This is a genomic window from Sphingomonas sp. BL-S-28 (genome assembly GCF_055521515.1).
Genome location: NZ_CM145484.1, coordinates 2,780,546 through 2,797,485, shown reverse-complemented (window position 1 = coordinate 2,797,485; position 16,940 = coordinate 2,780,546). Strand labels below are relative to the sequence as shown.

The window sequence follows — 16,940 nt, the reverse complement described above, 5'->3', positions numbered from 1 at the left end:
CGCTTCTGATGCCTGAACCAACGGAAGAAGAAAAAGCCGACAATCGGGCCTTCGCCTCGGATGTCGTCACCACCATGCAGGCAGCCCATCTCACGCTGACCGGCCTAACTGTCGAAATGGCGAAGTGGATCCAAACGTCCCTTTTGGCGATAAACGGCGCTGCCGCGATCGCGACATTCCCCGTCCAAATTCCTGTCGGCTTCAAGCTCGCGGCGTGCACGTTCTTCATCTCAGGAGTCCTGCTTGCACTGCTAGGAGGACTTCTCCAAATCCGCGCCATAGGCCGAATGTCCAACCGGCTGGGTGAGGCTCTCGGTTATTGGATCTCAGTCAAGCAAGACGGATGGCGGCTAGATGAGTTAGAGGCCGCTCATGACCTCGAAAAGGTCGAGAAGAAGCACATGCTGATCCCCCAGATAATTGGGTGGGGATCCGTGGTCGCATTCGTGATCGGCTGCATGCTTACAGGCGCCGGCGCCCTTCAATCTACACAGTGACGACCCGACGCAGCACGATCGCGTCATTCTCGCCCATCGGGCCATACTGGGCCTCATACGCGCCGATCGCGGCGTTGCGTGTCTGGCCGGCATGTTGGAACACACGATGCCAACGCCGGCCAACCGGTGGGTTCATGGTGACTTCAAGCGCCTCAATCCGGCGGATGTGGTTGTTCATCAGTTTGCCCTTTCCTTTGGCAGCCCCTTCGAGCGGCCATCTACCTGTTTGAGAATTTGCCCCCAGACAGCCGATTTCTCGGTGTCATCGCCGCCGGTCGCGAGGAGCCAGGCAGAAATATCCGCCTCGCGGTCCATCACAGTATCCACGAGCGCGTCATCGAATATTTGCTTTCCCTGCGCCTCAAGCGCCTGAACGCGCCGCCTCAGAATGTTCATGCCTTTGCTTCCAAGGCAGTGATCCTCGCTTCCAGATCGCCGGCCTCGACGAGCGCCTTATGTGCCGTCAGCAGCGCCATGACGCGGCCGGCCTCATCGGGAGTGACCTCGCCATCAGAAACCGCCTGAAGCAGCGCCGAAGATGCCGAGACCGTATCAGCAGCCGTCTTGATCGGCGGGAGGTCGAACGAGATCGGCGCGTCCTTCCTGGGAGGGGCTATTCGATCCAAGCACAGGCGCATTGCGGTAGTATCGCCAGCAAGAGCGAGATCGATCGCCTTACGGGTCAAGGCCTCGTGCTCGCCCGCCAGCATCTCTTCCATCGCGCGCGTCGCTGCGTTTCGAGTTCCAGGTTTCTTACCGGCGGGATTGCCCGATGCACCGGGCGCGAATGTACCATTGGCATTCCTTCCGCCCTGATGCTCGCCAGCTTTTGCAGGATCCATTTCAGCCAACGAGACCCTCCGGTCCTGCCATCATATCGGCTTGGTACGAAACGCGAACAATGGTATCGATCGGCCCATGGCAGACATCGGCACAATCATGTTTGGCAAGGCGATGCTTCTGTCGGCGCTGGCGTGCGGAGCCGAGCGTTATCAGGCTTACAAGGCGAAACGCCGCGCTGCCGGCGTGGTTCTTCGATACGATCCGAAGCGAGACACCCATTACGACCCGCTCCTCCGGTTTGAGCGCCGGGCAAAAGTCGTGCTGCGCGTGGCCGGCATCGCCTTCGCCCTGTACGCCATATTCGTCGTCGCCGTCCTCATTGGGCCGCCGCTAGCGGCAAGGCCACCGGGATAAAGCTTCGGCCGAACATGCCGCCGTACTTGCGCCGGGACGTACTCAGCGCGCCGCGGTAAATGTCATCCAGGGCGCGAGCATTGGTCAGCGCAAGCAGCGTATCACCAGGCGACAAGTTCAGGGCCATATCGGAGATCTGCCCCGCCTTGGCTGCTGCTTTCTTTCCAAAGCCGAGACTCGCGTAATCGCCAACCTTGTTCCCGAGGAGCCGGCGCAGAGCCGTCATCGTGGGCGCTCCGGTCACAGCGGTTTCAATGCCACCTTCGACCAGCGGCCGCAGAAATCCTTCATCCGCAAACGCACGATCCGCCGCCTGCCGCTCAGCCGTCATCGAGTTGCCGATCAGACTGTTCGACGTGTTCGCCATGCGTAGCTCGGCGTCCCGCTGGGCCAGCAATCGCCCAGTGGCATCGTCGCCGTAGAGCGTGGAAAGGCGCTGTTCCATCGCGGGGGTGTTGATCGTGCGGTATGGGTTCGTGCTGTTCGACAGCTCATTTGCTCCCTGCACGAGCCGGTCACGAGCGCCCAGGCGCATCATATCGAGACGCTCAGGGGTTTGGCGGCCGACCTGAATGGCGAGCAGATCGGGCTGCTCCGTCAGAGCTTGGCGGCCTAGGTAGAGGGCCTCCCGCTCCCCGGCAGGCCCAGCATAGGTGGCTCGTGCCTGTCCATAGGCTGGATTGAGGCGGTCCATTTCCCCGAGAAGCCCGCGCAGCACACCATTCTGGCTATTCCCCATCTCGTCGAGATTGAGCTTGCCAGTAATCGGGTTGCGGTATTGCTCCAGAACGTCGTCCATGCCGCGCTTCGTATAATCGAGCGACTGCGTGGTGTACGTCGGGACCGATGCCGGAGCGCCGGGCGTTGGCGCCGCGTTCAATCGAGCCTCAGCATCGCGTAGCCCTTGGCGAGCCTCAGCGATGCGTTGCTGTCCAGCCGCGACATCATATCCTGCGGTTCCCCGCTCTGCCTTATACGCTGCCTGAGCCTCATCGAGCGCATTGCGGGCCATCAGGTGCTGGGCGATGGCGTCATTCGGCATGGGATTGAGCACCACATTGCCGCTATCGTCGAGCGCAAAGCCTAGTTCGGTAGGAGAGCGCCTCTCATTGGCCGCGATAGTGCGCGACCGACCAATGGCTTGCCGCCCGAAAGGCGTGTTGAGCAGGCTATCAAGTTCAGGCGTCGCCGGAATAGGGGTTGCATATGCCTGATCGTACAGGGGCCCAGCCTGAGCCCGCGCGCGCGCCGCAATGTCGTCGGCGCGCTGCGGCACGTTATCGAGCGGTCCAAGGTTATCCGATACAGCGCTCCTGAAGCGATCGATCTGGCCGAGATTGCGGCGCTGGAGGGCATCCCTCGCTTCGCCCGCGACAGTGGGGTTGCGGCGAATAGCCGCACCCGTGAGTGACGCAGCTTCAGGCGAAACGTCTGCCAAACTCATCGGCAGGCCGAGTTCCTGGGCATTGCGAAGGGCTGAGGTTGTGCTCTCAAAATCAGGAAGAGCGTTCATGATAGCGCGCTGGCCGGGATTGAGCGTGTCCTTGGTTGTCAGGTTGCCTGCGAACCGACCGAGACCTCGCCCCAGGAGACTGGCGCCCACTCCGAGCCCGGCCGACCAGTACGGATCCTGCCCCTGGTTAGCTCCGTAAATGCCCGAATAGACGGCATCGGTGGCAAGATCGCGCGCGAACTGGGCTTTGGCCCCGCCGCCGAGCAAGGAAGGTAGTGCGCGCTCAGCACCGGCGCGGCCAAGCATACCAAGGCCTTTGACACCCCCAACCGAGCCGCCAATTTCGCCAAGAGTGTAGGCGATGGGATGTGCGTCTACGAGGGCCCGAATGTGCTGCCCGCCCGTGAGTTGATCCAGACGATCGACAACGCCTGCTGTCCTCGCGTTCGCCCAGCCTGCGGCCGCCGCACCGACCGGATTGCTTACCGCGTTGTTGCGTTGCTGCTGCCACCAAGACAGCGGCACCGTTTGCGTCGGGATATTGGTGTTGATCTGGCCGCCGTTTTGCAGGGCATTTATCGTCGCTTCGGCGTACCCCGCGAGGCCAGGCCCAGGCTTGGCACCGTACCGTCCATACAAATCGGTGACGAATCGGCTGAGGTCATCGGCTTTGATTTTTCGGCCGTTTTGCTGGATGTACGTATCCAATTCAGCCTGCATCTGGGGGTTGACGGGCAGGGACTGCTGCGTCGCCCCAAACGGAGCCGCACCGGGCGATCCGCCAGGCGTGGTAAAGGTCTGCTGCCACACAGAAGGAGGTGCGCCGCTGCCACCGTTGCCTCCGCCCCCAGAGCCATTGCCCGGGCCGCCCTTGGCAGTCAGCGGCAGCAATGAAGGAAGCTTGCGCTTCGGATCGATGTCGCCTTCCAAGTCCGTGCCGCCGGCCGCGTTGTAGGCGCGATGGTACAGGTCGATGACGCGCTGGACGTTGGCCTGATACTGCTCGTCGCTCTGTCCGGGATCCAGATTGGAAAGGCTGCTTGCCAGCGCCTGGAAGTCGGAGTTCGAAAGCGGCGTAAGCGGGTTCTTCCCGCCATTCTGCGCCGACATTTCCATGATACGGGTGAGAGCGCCGGCGTTCTTCAGCGTCTCGTTGTCCTGCGCGAGATCGTATGCCGGCGTGCCCTTGAAATAGCCCGCAACACCAGATCCGAAGCCAGTCGTGAACCAACCATTCTGCGAGCGATCGATCAGGGAACGGGCGAGCTTGATCTTGTCGATCGCCTCGGCGCGAACGGACGCCTTGTCCTGATCCGCCTTCCCCCGGTTCGGATCGGCCGGTCCGCCAGGGATCGCTTCATAGCTTCCATTGGGAAGCAACCGGTAACCCGCCGGTACTTGGGAAGGTTGCGGCTTCAAGGAACCATCAGGGTTGTGCGTCGCAAGCCATTCACGCCGCTTTTGATCGGCTTCTGCAGCCGCAGCAGCGGCCGCCTGTTCCTGAATTCTCTGATCCTGAACCCGGCGATCTTCCTCGGCTTGCTGCTGGGGTGTTAGCGGCAGTGGAGTGACCGAGTAGGGTTGTGCCGGAGCCTGCCCGACAACGCGAACCTTACCGTTGCCGAGTTCCTCGTATTCCACGCCGTCATGGGTAAAGCGGGCCATTACCGGGCTCCCAGTCGATTGATGATGTCATCGCCATATCGGCGCGTCTTCGGTCCCCAGCCCTTTCGATCCGGGCCGGCGAAGTAGTAGTGGGCGGAAGCGCGGGGATCGCGGCCTGAACCGCCAGCCTCCCAAGCCTCTCTCACAGCGGCACCCGTCAACTGGTCCTGATACCAGCGCGCATCGGACGAATTCCCCGCAAGCAAATCCGGTCGGTACGGCAGCTTCAGGCGCGCCGAGAGAACACGAGCCGTGTCAGGCATGATCTGGCCAATACCCATCGCACCGGATCCACCAGAATTCGCGACACCGTAGCGGCCGCCGCTTTCTTGCCCGATGATCGCCTGCTTGAATTGATCGTATCCGATCGCATCAGGGGCGAAAGGACTACGGGGCACGCGGCCCCGCACCTCCTCGATTGCTGAGGCGCGGATCGTCAACGATGTCACCGGTCCTGGGCAGCGAGTTCGTCTGCAACGGCGCTGCATCAACGTAGGGGTTCGTCGAGGTAATCAACTGCCCGTTCGAAACAAGCTGCTTCGGCGCGCGATCCGTGAAGATCAAGCGCGGCTGGCCATCAGGTCCGAGCTCCCACTGATTGCCGGCGTTGTCTTCAAATCGATACGGCTGGGCGGTCGACGGCTTGGGATTTGCGCGCTCCCACATCTGTTTGCGCTGCCAGTCATCCCATTCTTGCTGCCGCTGCTGTTCCGCGAGCTTCTGCTGGCGCCGTTGCTGGAACGCACTGTTCACGAAGTTTGCGGTGTTATGCTGGCCGGAAAAGGCATCGCCGATAGCGCCGAGCGCTAATGCGACGCCATCTTGCCAGCGGAACTTGCCACCTTCCAGCCATCGCTCTGGCCTTGCTTGCGCCGTTCCCGCTGCAACAACGCCACCGGATAGCTGGGGCAAGCCAAAGCTGCTGCTGTCAGATGCGCCCGCCGAGCCGCCAGCGCCGAGCTGACCGAACATACCGGCACGGATAGGAGAAGACGCGCCTGTGCCGGCGAAAATGCCAGGGATGCCCGCTATGGGCATGGTGCCCAATGACGCGTCCGGATTCATCATGGAGTAGGCCATCAGACATTCTCTCCCAGAAGGGGAACCGCCGGCGCAAGTTCGCGGGCCAATGTCGCGGCCTTGGCACTGGTACTGGCGCTCAATCCCAGCACCATTTCATGAGCCTCAATCACGCCCGCATCCGCGAGCCGCGATGCAACTGCGAGCAATTCGCCATCTACGCTGTCGGCCCAATCCGCGTGTTCGGGGTGCTCATGCGCGTAATCCGAGACACAGCCGAGCGCGGCCATGAGCAAACCGGCCTCGGCCTCACCACCGATCGCGGCCCCCAACCTGGCGAACGTCAGCCCTTCCATGAGAGCAAACGCATCGTTGTTGGAGCGGAACAGTGTGATGCCGGTCACCGCCAGTTCCCGTAGCGCCGCGATGTCGCCACGCGCAGCGCGAGGCAGCAGTGCGTAGTCCGACGACACCTCGACTTTTGGGGCAGCGCTCACTGAAGCCCCACCTTCTCGCGCACCATGGCGCGGAGGTATTCTGAAACGGAGCAACCTGCGAGGCGAGCGCGCTCCGATAGGGCTGCGACTACGACCTCATTCGCACGGAAGTTGACGTGCACATTCTGCATTTTGGACCTCGACTGTCATCTCGACGTTGAGTGACGCGAGCGTATTACAGAAGGCCTCTAAACACAAGGAAAACTGCGGATTTTGCAGCTTTTGTTCTCGGAATGTATCTCAGGGATACAGCGCGAAAGGGCAGGAAATTGCGGGAACGTCACAGGCATAACAAAACCGGTATCGTTCCGACCTTGGATCTGGCGCTTTGTCGCGCCACGACTGTTGGGGGGATTCTGGGCATTCAAGTGTCCTCGTGGAGGTAAATCCGCAAAGAGCACTCATGCGCTGATGCCGGGCGATTTTGCACGATCGGTCAACACGTTACGGCTGAGCCCGATTTCGATCTTTTCATTTAGCGATTGGAAAGGGATGCACCCATAGACCGCACCCTCATTCACAACCTAGGGGGGCAAAAATGGGCTCATTTTCGATCTGGCACTGGATGATCGTCGTAATCTACGTCACGACGATCTTCGTCTACTTCAGGTCGCTCGCGCGGATTTTGAAGCGCATGGGATATAGCGGCTGGTGGAGCCTGATCTCTATCGTGCCGATCGCTAACCTGATCGCAGTGTGGATGCTTTCGAAGGCCCAATGGCCTGGGATCGATCGCGGGGGCTACGACCGTGTGTTCGATTGATTGGTGTGGCTTCACGTGGGACGCATTTGCTACACTGGCCGGTGCGGCAGCGACCTTGGCCGTGGGCATCGCTGCCGTCCGGGGCGCGACGAGAGTTGGATTAAAGCAACTCGAAGTCACTCAGAAGCAGACCGAGATCGCAGGTCGGCAAGCAGGTATCGCCGACCGGCAAGCCGATATTCTCGCGCATCAGGTTGAAGTCCAGCGCGCAACCTTGCGCGCCGAACTGTTTGAGCCACGCATGGCGGTCTACAAGGCGTGCCAAGCCTATATGCACGACGCGATTGGAGCAGGACTAGACGAAGCCGGGTCGGCAGTTGTCGCTGATGAGCTGGCAACGCAGCTTGAGCAAGCTCGGTTCCTGTTCGCCGGAAAGGTTCGAGATCAGCTTATCGGTATCGCCGAGGAAGCCGATACGCTCTCGGACGAACGCGAAACCCTCGTCAATCTCCGTGAAGTTCGCTCCCACGGTGATCCCGAATTGGTGGATCAAATCAACCATGTTCGGGTATTGAGGGCCGAATTGCGGAACAAACTCGCCGGGCTGGCGGACGCAATGGGCGAAGATATGAAGCTCTTTATTCCGCGATCGGATGCAACACCGCCGAGCGAATAACGCTCGGTGGAAGCACATCGAAACGGCTATCTGGTTTCCGGCGCTGGCAAACCGTCCAATAACACCGACGTGTCTGCCAGCCGCTTGATTTTGAGCGAGGGATTAGCTCGGATCCCAATGTGTGCGAGCTGTCCCGATTTCTTCTCGCCAGACAGGACTACGCCGCCAGCAATGATCGAGCTCTGTCCTTCGGCAAATCCCCAAGAATGCTGAGGCGTTTGGAAACTATCCAGCCAGCAAGCGAACGCCTGGCCCACCCGTCTTTGAAGGCTTACCGGCGTCAATCAACTCGACACCGGCAGCGGTGAATGCGCTTCGGATCGCTTCAAGCGTCTCTGCCTGCACGGGCTCGCCCAGCTCAAACCGGGCTGCCGTTGCGCGACCGATCTGAGCCTCCGCCGCAAGCTGAGTAAGGGACCAGCCAAGGCCAGCACGCGCCATCTTAGATTGCTCAGGTGTCATCGTGATAACCATATTATCACGTACCGTTTGACGCAACGCCAATCGACTGATAACAATGTTATCACCTTTCGAGAGAAAGGCGGCCAGCCGGGAAGGTGGAAGCTCCCACAACTGGCCTGATCACAACCCTTGGAATGAAAGGGAAACGACTATGACCGCCACTATCACTCGGCGTGCGCTTGTCAAAGCTGCGCCTGTCGTCGCTGTCAGCGCATTGCTTGCCACCCCCACCATCGCCCAGAACTTCCGCGCCGACGCTGAATTCTGGCGCGCGCATTCGAAGTGGGCTCAGATCCGAGCGGCGTGGGACGCCGACAAGGATCCGGACGAGGACGCCGTGCTTGAGCGCTGGGACACGATCGAGGCGGAAGCATTCCGTCAACTGTTTGCGATCCCCGTTATCACTGCGGCGGCGATCCTGGCGAAGCAGAAGGCAGCTCACTACGACAATACCTGGCCTGAACTCTTTGCGCTCCAGGCGATTGAAGCAGACCTCACGGCACTCGCAGCGCGGGAGGCAGTGTGATGATGGCCACCACCTTCGATGCCGCACTCGCCAGCTATCGGGACCGCCGGACAGACTATATGCGCATCTGCGCAGCCGGCGACGATGCCGCCAGTAGGTCCGCCGGCACCGCGTGCGACCAAGCTCTAGGGGCGAATGATCGCTGCCCCGTCCGGAACGGTGGCGGATCTGGCGACCAAACTCGAAACAATGCTGATCGAATACGAAGACAGCACGTGGGACGAGGACCGTGTGCGTGCGATAGCCGAAGATGCCCGCCGACTGGCGTCTCCGCGCGACACATGGAATGCCCTCATCGAGCGCTTCACCTTTGTGCAGTCGGCTCAGCCGGTAACCGATGAACTCATCGATGAAGCAGGCGAACTCATCGAGCGCATCATGGCAATGCCCGCGCCTGACGCCAGTGCCGCTCGCTGGAAACTCGACTACATCCTCGACACGACGGGTGGCTCGAATGCCTGCTACAGCGCCGACTATCTCGAACAGATGTTTGCCGATTACCGACACTTCCTGACGCCACCGGATCTGATCGGGTCGTGGCAATCGGCAATGCGGACCCACCAAGCTGCGCGGGCGGCAGAGGATTTGCACCGCGCCACGAAATGGCGCGCGGCCTATGAGGCGGGTGCGCTGACCAGCGAAACGAACGATGCAGAGGCGGAGCTTGTTCGGCTCCAGGACCTCAGGATTGCCGCCGAGGAAGCGGTGATCTTCATGCCCGCGCCGTCTTTGGTCGAGGCTAACTGGAAAATAGCCTTCTCCCGCGAGCGCTGGGCCGAAGAAACTGAATGGCCGAAAGAATGGTGGGATGCGGTCACAGCCGATCTCCACCGCTTTGCGCGGGAGGCGTGACATGGCAACCCAGCTCACGTTCGACGCGCCAGGCTGGCTATCTCGCTTCCAGGCAGCCGGCGGAGCCTACGCTCTGACGGGTGAGCATCTTCACCTTTGGCCTACACCCGGCTCTTGCACCCCAGAAGATCGGACCAAGGCCTACGCAATGGTGGCGACTCTCGCGCCTGATCAGCGACAACATCTGGTCGAGCATCTTCGCGCAGATGTTACGGTGGAGGGCTGATCATGGCCCTCCTGACCGTCACCACAGCCGGCCTGCGCCCGCTGCCGTTGGGGCTTATCTCGCAGTCACTCCCGTTACTATCCCGCGGCGAACTCGAGGATGTGATCGAGCGCTTGATCGACGAGCTGGACCGCCGCGACGGTGATCCAGATCTCGAAGATGCTCACGATGCTGAAGACGATTTCCTCCTATCCGACCGTGCGTTGGGTTGCGGGCGCATCGACGGCATGGGGTGTTCGATCAGCGATCCCGGCGGCCAATGCGACGAGGATGGCTTCAACACAGCTCTCGGCCACGGTCTCAATCGCGGATCCGGCTGCCAAATCAGTGACGCAGGAGAGTTCAGCTTTTGAATCTCGAACCGCTACTGCCGTTCCCGGGCGCCCTGGCTTCACGGCCGGGGCGTTTCGCGTTGGACTCGCCACCGCACGATTTCGCCACCAGCCTCGCGATGTCCAACGCGCATGCCGACGCCGGATGGTGGCTGGAACTCTACCGCAAGGCGTTCCCGACCATGGTAAGCGCGGTCTCGGTTCGGGATGACGGCTGGGCTCAGCGCGGCGGGATCGATCGCGTCATCACCCTCGCATGCGGTCGAACCCTTACCATTGATGAGAAGGTGCGATCCGCGGAATGGCCTGACATTCTCTTGGAGCAATGGAGCGATGAGGAACGGCGCACACCCGGTTGGGTGCAGAAGCCATTGGCCTGCGATTTCATCGCGTATGGGTTCGCGCCGTCGAAGCGTTGCTATCTGCTGCCGGTCGTTTTTCTGCAGCGCGCCTGGCGTCTAAATGGCCGCCAGTGGCTTGCCCGCTTTGGACAGCGGCGCGCACAGAACGTCGGCTATGTGAGTACCAGCGTGCCTGTGCCGTTGGGGGAACTGGCCCAAGCGCTGTTGCAGGCGATGTTGGTGGAGTGAAATGCCCCTAATTAATTGGTTTGCTTGTGCCCAGCATCACAACATTGCGCGTCGGGGGCGGACTCGCGGCAGTTCTGGCGGCCTCGACGCTACCAAATACGGCTATGGGATCCATTTTGTGCCGATTGAACACGTCGACCGGAATCGGAGGATCGTTGAACATCGCCGTGAGTGACGACATCTGATCGTCGAAGCGCCCTTGAACTAGGTTCTTGGCGACTGGAACCTGCCTCCGAACGCGATCAAAAACTTCTCTCTGGAATTGAAGACGATGCGTAGCCGCAGCCAGGCGAATGCCATTCTCGCTGTCGACGCCGAACAGGAGATCGGAATGCCAAGCTGCGCCACCGATCTCCTCTGCAACGTAGACATGCGCCATAGTCCTGTTGCGGAGCTTGACCAGAATCTCGTGATCCTGGAGCTGCTCAGGGGTTAACTTGTGTGCAATTTTGATGGCACCGCGCGCTCCTTTCCCTGAATCCGCGCTGGTAGCCCGCTCGTAGAGGGTAATGGCAGTTCGTAGCAGAGCAGCTTCCGTCGCCATACGCGTCGTAGTACCCCCCTTCCGAGGGCTCGGCAAAAGCTCTTCAAGAGCGCCAATGCACGATTCAGCTTCCGACAAATCGGCTACGCAGGATTGTGCCACCAACACCTTCGCGATTTGGGATGACAGCCGCTTGTAAGTAGGTAGGGTTGCCAACTCAGTCGCGAGAGACCGAAGATCGATAAAGATCGGAAGGTTCTGCCCCGAAGCGCCCAATACCGTTGGCATGATCAGCCGAACATCGATCTGTGCCGTTCAATTTCTCGAACGTCCAGACGCCTCCGAAGGAAATCGAGCAACTGGCGCCCAGCTTCCGTTGGAGCCGATCCATGGCCTTTGCACTTCCCGCAGTTCAGGCTTGCGCGCATCTCCCCATATGCCGCCGGCGGGGAGTCGCCGCTTCCACCGCAGGCATCGCAAGGCTCTTCAAGCAACGGTAATTCCGGCGTGCTGTCGTTCATTTCGTTTCCCTCTGCTTCCCACCCCGTAATGTTGTCAGATCGCTACTCGTGCCGCGATTACAAAATTGAAATCGTGGCATCTTCGCGTTTTGCGCCGATTTTTGTGTTCCTGGCGGCTTGGAAATTAGAATTCGGTCGACACGTTGCCAAGAGAACTATTCCCGAGCTACCGAAGCGCCCGTTAACAGGGGGTAGATTCGTATGCCGGATGCGCTAAGTCGCTGGTGTCTGTTTTGTGATCTTGAAGTCCATTCCGCTGCCCGCCGGGGGCCGCGCGTCATGCTTGATGATTACATTGATGACCTCGTGGCGCGCTCAGATCGCGAGGAAGCATTCCGAATTTATGACAGAGAGAATCGGGTCATGCGCGTGGCCCACGCGCGCCGCCTAGTGCTTCCAAACGGCCGCCCAGGAGTGTCTATGGTGATCACGCTTGGTGACAGGCGAGGGTCGGATCCGTCTTTCGTCCATTTCGAAAGGGGGCATGCGCGTAATCCCGAGAAGCGTGACGGCGAAGTTAAGGGCAGAAGCGCTCACTGTATCATCGAACTGGTTGAAGATGAGGACCACGCGGGCAGGTATCGGATGCTTCTTGAAGAGGCTACTGGGATAGGCCGGACGCCAGTTTCCCGGCTGCTCTCAACTCAGCTGCGGGAGATTTCGAGCGACCGTGACGAGCGTTTCCGCAGTCCAGATACCGGTAACCTCAATCTGGTTCAGCCGACCACAGAGGTATGGCCCCAGAAGTCCCGCGCGATCGCTGACGCCTTAAGCCGAGGGCGGCTTGGCGTCGTCGAGCTTTACGACACTGGACGGGTGCCAGCGTTCGACGAAGTTGTCGGCTTCCAGGTCAAAAAGCGGATTCTTCGGGTCGACGTCTTGCCGGCTGAGGAGGGAGTCCAGGGTGCGCTGGACAGGCTGCGGGCAATCGGGCGTCGGGAAGGATACGCGAACATGAAGGTGAGCTGGCGGCTGCAAGATGGACAGGTTGCATATTCAGACATGCGAACCGATCTGGAGGACATCGGAACGGCTTTGCTTGCTCGCCGCGAATTGGTGAGCGTAACAAGACCGATGTCGGATGCGTCTCATCGATTAATTGATGAGTTTGTTGGAGCCATGGCGGCCCACTTCGACTAAAAGGATTTCGTGGCAAACGGTCAATTTCTGCTGCTGGCGCCAATGCGGTACTGGTCTGTCCAGCACCCCGTGAAACGGCGCTGGGACATTGTCCTCCCGGGCGTCGGTGCGGCTGCGCTGACGGCTGTCCTGCTTGCGTGGCCAGCCGTTCCTTCACCATATGGCAGCGGCGGGTTTCTAGGGAGCTTGCAGAATCTTTTCGCGATCCTGGGCGGATTCTTCGTTTCTGCTCTCACTCTAGTCGCGACGTCGTCGACGCCGGGCCTTCTTCAGCCGCTTGCGGGCACTCCAAGGGTTCGCTTAGCTGGAGAAACTCAGCCTCTCACGCGCCAGCGGTTCCTTGCTCTCCTGTTTGGATACCTCGCGTTTTCATCGTTCGTGCTCTACGCTCTTGGCTTCCTTGCTGTGATGATAGCTCCCGGCATGAAGGCAATTCTTCCGGCGGGTCTTCATATCTGGGCTTCGGCTGCCTTCCTGCTCGCTTACAATTTCTGGCTCTCGCACCTCTTCGTCTCGACGATGATCGGGTTGTATTACTTCACTGATCGATTGCAGAGGCCAGACCCCGAAATCATCCGTGGGGATGGGCGGCGGAGCTGATATAATTCGCTACTAGGCTTACCCTTTCATCCCGCGAATTTCCTTCACAATTACCGATCTGATTCAATCGGATAATCTGCTTCGGGAGCAGATAAAGGCTTTGCGTCGCCCCTCCCGTGCCGTGGTAAAATTTCGCCACGAGACAGGAGGGCGACATGGCAAATCCGTATGCGATCATTTCCTTCAGAGACACCGGGCCGCTGAAGACCTGGGCGGCATTGCGGAGCGCGCAGGCGCATAACTCCCGTGAGAAGCCCATGGCTCACACCACCGGACTTCCGGTGCGGCACCTCATCGGCACCGGCAGGCTCGTTGATGATGCCAAGGCGGCGCTGGTCCGGCATGGCATGGATCCGGCGCGGCTCCGTAAGAATGGCGTGATCGCCTACGAGGCTGTACTGACGGCCAGCGCTTCGTTCTTTGCCGGCATGCGTGGCGAAGAGGGGCAGGCCAAGTTCCGCGGCTGGGTCGCAGCGCAGAAGGAATTCCTGCTGGCGAAGTATGGCGCCAACCGGATCGTGTCACTGGTGCTGCATCTCGACGAAAGCACGCCGCATATGCACGCGGTCGTCCTGCCACTGTCGCTCCGCGCGGATCGGCGGTCGAAATACCCCGCCGAGCACTGGGCGCTTGTTGGTCGGACGATCTGCGGACCGGGCGAGTATGATCGGCTTCAGGACGAGTACGCCAAGGCAATGGAGCCGTTCGGGCTTGTTCGCGGCGAGCGGAAGAGCGGGCAGAAGCACAAGCCGGTCAGGGATTACATGGCCGATTTGGATGCTCAGGCGGCGGCGAACCGCAAGCACGCCGGTGATCTTGCCGCCGAACTGGCGCGCGTCCGGCAGTCGATGTTGAAGGCGGAGGTGGATCGGCGTGCAGTCGCAGCCGAAAAGCAGGCTCTCGCCGCGTCACGTAGCGCCTTGGCCGAGGAGCAGGGTCGGATTGAGGCAGGGCGTGAGGCGCTGAAAGAGGATGAGCGTCGGCTGGATCAGGCGCTCGCTGCGTTCGATCGGTCCCGCACGACGGCGATCCGGTTCATGCAGATGGTGAAACAGTTCCCTGAAAGTCGCTGGTCGGCCGAGACAATGTTGATGGCCGGCGCTGCTCGGGATGTCAGTCAGGCAGGAAGATCAATGCGCCCTGAGGGCGGGGCGCTCATGCAGCAGGCATGGATGCTGCAGCAGAATGGATGGGGCCGCTAGGCAAGTGGGCGTGCACCGTGCTGGCCGAATGCTTTTCAGTCCGGCATGAGGGGAGCGACGGAGGGAAAAATGCTCGGCATGGATAGCGAAGACCTTAGCAAACCAGCGTCGCAGGAAGATTCACCAGCCGTGGGAATGCCGCCCCCTATTGTCACAGCCGAAATGATAAGCTCCGTCAATTTGACGGAAGTTCTTGCCGACGTGGCCAACGATGACAGCTATGCGGTTGAAAGAGCGCTCAATACCGCCAGCCGAGTGGCAACCGACGTCGGAAACGAAAATGAGGCTCAGGTGTTGGCCTTGTTCGCAGGACTGATGTCCATTGCGGTCCAGCCCGATAACGATGCTGCGCCCTTTGCGCCGATGCTGATCATGGACGGCCGACGCAGCATGATTCCGGACGACATTGCAGGCGAGCAATCGGCTATTCTCGCGCAAATTATCGATACGCTGCCGAATGTGCATTTGAGGGCCAAAGTGGGTGACGTGGTCTTCTACAACAGCAGGAAGAATTGGAAGGGCGCGCAGGTAGCCATCAGTGCGTACTGTGAGATCGCGCGGGGCCGGTTGGATGATAGCATTAAACCTCGAGCCTCTAGGCCGGCTGATTCAATTTTTGACGTAATAGAGCCGATCGCTCGCGCCGTCGCGTTAAGTGGGTTGACTTCGAAGAGGGGGAAATTCCCCGCTGACGTGGAAAAAACGCTCCTTGCTTGTTACGCTTCTGCCATTGGCGGCCCGCACTATGCTGTCTTCGTAAAACTCTCAGAGCTTGCGCTCTGGCACGGGATTAAGCCGTGGAATGAAGTTGCGTTAGATGCCGAACAACTCGCGTCGTCAGCGCCATCCGGCACCTATCCCGAGGCCATTAAGCGTGTATGGCTCGTGGCTGCGAGTTGTTACGATAGGTTGGACGATAAGGCCGCCGCCAACCGATGCCGTATCGAGGCGGCTGAGCAGACACTCAAAATGCGAGATGACTCCGACCAGGAGGCCGTCAAAGCTCACTGGACTAAGGCAGCTCTCGGAGAGCTAAGGCATATTCCCGGTACGCAATCGCGAGTTCAACAACTCCGAGACGAGTTGAGGGCGTACCAGTTGGCAGCCCAAGATAATTTCGCATCTTTCTCGACACCAATCGACCTCAGCGAAGATCGCGAGCAGATCGGCACGCTGTTTGCGCAAATCGGACTGCCCGACGCTTTCGTGCAGTTTTCGTTGATGACGCGAGCCCCATCCAAGCTTGAGCTACGTGAAATCGTACTCGATTTGGCGCGTAAATACCCTTTGAGCGCCATGATTTCGGCCAGTTATTACGATTCTGAAGGGCGAGAGGCGGCGCGTTCGCCAGCATATCCTTCTGACGGGGGGCCACCCGAGGAGTGGTTCTGCGCTGAGGCAGCCAAGTACATGGATCTGGTCATGTATCAGCAGGTTCGAGGAAAGATTGAGCCGGCAAGGATCGCGCTTGCGCAGCGGATAGCGATTCAAGAGCGGCACCTGCTTCCGGTCGTTGAGTTGAGCCCATTTGTCCCACCCCAGCGCGAACCGTTATTCGCCCTAGGCTTCGCGAAATTATTTCAGGGCGATTACGCAAGCGCCGCCCACTTGCTGTTTCCTCAACTCGAAAACTCGTTGCGGCACGCACTCATACTTACCAACCGCGATCCCTCAAAAATCGAGCAGGACTTGATACAGGGGGACCGCACGCTCTCAGCATTGCTGGATGTGAATAGAGCGGATCTAGAGGCCATCTTTGGGGAGGATTGCATCCACCTCATCGACATTCTCTTCAGTTTTCGCCCCGGGCCATCGCTTCGCAATGAGATGGCGCACGGGAAGGTGCCGTGGGGTGGATTTTTCCATCATGCCGTTCAATTCGGATGCTGGTTCATCTTCGGTCTGACTTGCTTACCCTTGTTTCGGGTTTGGCGGGAACAAGTGGTTCCCCGCATCGACGAGCAAGCGAGAGAAATTTCTTAGAAGAAGGGAGGATGCGATTCGTCTCAAGGATTGAGCAGGCCAAGCTCTGCTCCCAAATCGGACGCGGTGATTGCTATGTGATTGCTGATACGAAAACGCCGTCTCTTGCGCGGGGCAAGAAACGGCGGATTTCGTTGGTCGGGACGAGAGGATTCGAACCTCCGACCCCCACACCCCCAGTGTGATGCGCTACCAGGCTGCGCTACGTCCCGACCGGAGCGCGGCCTATAGGCACGTCGATCGGATAGCGCAAGCGTCCTTTCGCCACTTTCTTTGCTCTGGTTGCGCCAAGGCTGTGGATGAATTGGCAAGGG

At 59.9% G+C, this 16,940-nt stretch carries 22 protein-coding genes and 1 tRNA gene; 12 read left to right on the top strand and 11 right to left on the bottom strand.

The genetic code is table 11. The annotated features are described in order from the left end of the window. The first annotated feature begins 8 nt into the window (after positions 1–8). On the top strand, positions 9–497 hold the full coding sequence (locus ACZ1JC_RS21870) for a hypothetical protein (protein ID WP_465138161.1): 489 nt from the start codon (positions 9–11) through the stop codon (positions 495–497). On the opposite strand, the gene ACZ1JC_RS21865 is transcribed toward ACZ1JC_RS21870, so the two are convergent. The 3 genes from ACZ1JC_RS21865 to ACZ1JC_RS21855 are packed head-to-tail and all read right to left on the bottom strand — an operon-like array spanning position 487 to position 1,339. Then, on the bottom strand, positions 487–675 hold the full coding sequence (locus ACZ1JC_RS21865; RefSeq protein WP_465138162.1) for a hypothetical protein: 189 nt from the start codon (positions 673–675) through the stop codon (positions 487–489). The two genes, ACZ1JC_RS21870 and ACZ1JC_RS21865, sit on opposite strands and share 11 nt — an antisense overlap. Then, positions 675–893, bottom strand: coding sequence for a hypothetical protein (locus ACZ1JC_RS21860; RefSeq protein WP_465148454.1), 219 nt, complete (start codon positions 891–893; stop codon positions 675–677). The genes ACZ1JC_RS21865 and ACZ1JC_RS21860 overlap by 1 nt, the downstream gene beginning before the upstream one ends. After that, positions 890–1,339, bottom strand: a complete 450-nt coding sequence (locus ACZ1JC_RS21855; RefSeq protein WP_465148468.1) for a DUF5681 domain-containing protein — start codon at positions 1,337–1,339, stop codon at positions 890–892. The genes ACZ1JC_RS21860 and ACZ1JC_RS21855 overlap by 4 nt, the downstream gene beginning before the upstream one ends. A gap of 76 nt (positions 1,340–1,415) precedes the next feature. Here ACZ1JC_RS21855 and ACZ1JC_RS21850 point away from each other — a divergent pair, with 76 nt between their 5' ends. Continuing rightward, entirely contained in the window at positions 1,416–1,694 is a 279-nt protein-coding gene (locus tag ACZ1JC_RS21850) for a hypothetical protein (protein WP_465148455.1), read from the top strand. Here the strand turns inward: ACZ1JC_RS21850 and ACZ1JC_RS21845 are convergent. From ACZ1JC_RS21845 to ACZ1JC_RS21825, 5 genes are read right to left on the bottom strand one after another with little or no spacing between them, the layout of a single operon-like run. Then, the gene (locus ACZ1JC_RS21845; RefSeq protein WP_465148456.1) at positions 1,657–4,812 is read right to left on the bottom strand and encodes a hypothetical protein; all 3,156 of its coding nucleotides are present in this window, start codon (positions 4,810–4,812) and stop codon (positions 1,657–1,659) included. The genes ACZ1JC_RS21850 and ACZ1JC_RS21845 overlap by 38 nt on opposite strands. Then, positions 4,812–5,210: a transglycosylase SLT domain-containing protein gene (locus ACZ1JC_RS21840; RefSeq protein WP_465138166.1), complete on the bottom strand. Its 399-nt coding sequence runs from the start codon at positions 5,208–5,210 to the stop codon at positions 4,812–4,814. Before ACZ1JC_RS21840 ends, ACZ1JC_RS21845 begins: the two co-directional genes overlap by 1 nt. Next, positions 5,200–5,892, bottom strand: a complete 693-nt coding sequence (locus tag ACZ1JC_RS21835; RefSeq protein WP_465138167.1) for a hypothetical protein — start codon at positions 5,890–5,892, stop codon at positions 5,200–5,202. The genes ACZ1JC_RS21840 and ACZ1JC_RS21835 overlap by 11 nt, the downstream gene beginning before the upstream one ends. Then, positions 5,892–6,329, bottom strand: a complete 438-nt coding sequence (locus ACZ1JC_RS21830) for a hypothetical protein (RefSeq protein WP_465138168.1) — start codon at positions 6,327–6,329, stop codon at positions 5,892–5,894. Before ACZ1JC_RS21830 ends, ACZ1JC_RS21835 begins: the two co-directional genes overlap by 1 nt. Then, a complete protein-coding gene (locus tag ACZ1JC_RS21825; RefSeq protein WP_465138169.1) occupies positions 6,326–6,460 on the bottom strand; it encodes a plasmid mobilization protein in 135 nt (44 codons plus the stop codon). The genes ACZ1JC_RS21830 and ACZ1JC_RS21825 overlap by 4 nt, the downstream gene beginning before the upstream one ends. 407 nt (positions 6,461–6,867) lie before the next feature. On the opposite strand from ACZ1JC_RS21825, the gene ACZ1JC_RS21820 reads away from it, so the two are divergent. The 6 genes from ACZ1JC_RS21820 (at position 6,868) to ACZ1JC_RS21795 (ending at position 10,696) form a co-directional block, all read left to right on the top strand. Further along, a complete protein-coding gene (locus tag ACZ1JC_RS21820) occupies positions 6,868–7,092 on the top strand; it encodes a hypothetical protein (RefSeq protein ID WP_465138170.1) in 225 nt (74 codons plus the stop codon). Further along, on the top strand, positions 7,079–7,708 hold the full coding sequence (locus ACZ1JC_RS21815; protein ID WP_465169076.1) for a hypothetical protein: 630 nt from the start codon (positions 7,079–7,081) through the stop codon (positions 7,706–7,708). The genes ACZ1JC_RS21820 and ACZ1JC_RS21815 overlap by 14 nt, the downstream gene beginning before the upstream one ends. 613 nt (positions 7,709–8,321) lie before the next feature. Continuing rightward, positions 8,322–8,696, top strand: a complete 375-nt coding sequence (locus ACZ1JC_RS21810; RefSeq protein ID WP_465138172.1) for a hypothetical protein — start codon at positions 8,322–8,324, stop codon at positions 8,694–8,696. Positions 8,697–8,831: 135 nt separating this feature from the next. Beyond that, a complete protein-coding gene (locus ACZ1JC_RS21805; protein ID WP_465138173.1) occupies positions 8,832–9,548 on the top strand; it encodes a hypothetical protein in 717 nt (238 codons plus the stop codon). Between the two features lie 228 nt (positions 9,549–9,776). After that, complete coding sequence (locus ACZ1JC_RS21800; protein ID WP_465138174.1) at positions 9,777–10,127, top strand: hypothetical protein; 351 nt, start codon at positions 9,777–9,779, stop codon at positions 10,125–10,127. Further along, positions 10,124–10,696, top strand: a complete 573-nt coding sequence (locus tag ACZ1JC_RS21795; protein WP_465138175.1) for a hypothetical protein — start codon at positions 10,124–10,126, stop codon at positions 10,694–10,696. Before ACZ1JC_RS21800 ends, ACZ1JC_RS21795 begins: the two co-directional genes overlap by 4 nt. Positions 10,697–10,703: 7 nt before the next feature. Here the strand turns inward: ACZ1JC_RS21795 and ACZ1JC_RS21790 are convergent, their stop codons facing one another. After that, positions 10,704–11,240: a hypothetical protein gene (locus ACZ1JC_RS21790; RefSeq protein ID WP_465138176.1), complete on the bottom strand. Its 537-nt coding sequence runs from the start codon at positions 11,238–11,240 to the stop codon at positions 10,704–10,706. A 230-nt stretch (positions 11,241–11,470) separates the two neighbouring features. After that, entirely contained in the window at positions 11,471–11,701 is a 231-nt protein-coding gene (locus ACZ1JC_RS21785; protein ID WP_465138177.1) for a hypothetical protein, read from the bottom strand. A gap of 420 nt (positions 11,702–12,121) precedes the next feature. Here ACZ1JC_RS21785 and ACZ1JC_RS21780 point away from each other — a divergent pair, with 420 nt between their 5' ends. The 4 genes from ACZ1JC_RS21780 (at position 12,122) to ACZ1JC_RS21765 (ending at position 16,626) form a co-directional block, all read left to right on the top strand. After that, positions 12,122–12,841, top strand: coding sequence for a hypothetical protein (locus tag ACZ1JC_RS21780; RefSeq protein ID WP_465138178.1), 720 nt, complete (start codon positions 12,122–12,124; stop codon positions 12,839–12,841). A 9-nt stretch (positions 12,842–12,850) separates the two neighbouring features. Then, positions 12,851–13,441 carry a hypothetical protein gene (locus tag ACZ1JC_RS21775; RefSeq protein ID WP_465138179.1) on the top strand — a complete coding sequence of 197 codons (591 nt, stop codon included), beginning with the start codon at positions 12,851–12,853 and terminating at the stop codon, positions 13,439–13,441. 155 nt (positions 13,442–13,596) lie between these two features. Beyond that, positions 13,597–14,643: a plasmid recombination protein gene (locus ACZ1JC_RS21770; RefSeq protein WP_465138180.1), complete on the top strand. Its 1,047-nt coding sequence runs from the start codon at positions 13,597–13,599 to the stop codon at positions 14,641–14,643. 69 nt (positions 14,644–14,712) lie between these two features. Next, entirely contained in the window at positions 14,713–16,626 is a 1,914-nt protein-coding gene (locus tag ACZ1JC_RS21765) for a DUF4209 domain-containing protein (RefSeq protein WP_465138181.1), read from the top strand. Between the two features lie 135 nt (positions 16,627–16,761). On the opposite strand, the gene ACZ1JC_RS21760 is transcribed toward ACZ1JC_RS21765, so the two are convergent. Then, positions 16,762–16,838 (bottom strand) — tRNA-Pro (locus tag ACZ1JC_RS21760). Between the last annotated feature and the right edge of the window lie 102 nt (positions 16,839–16,940).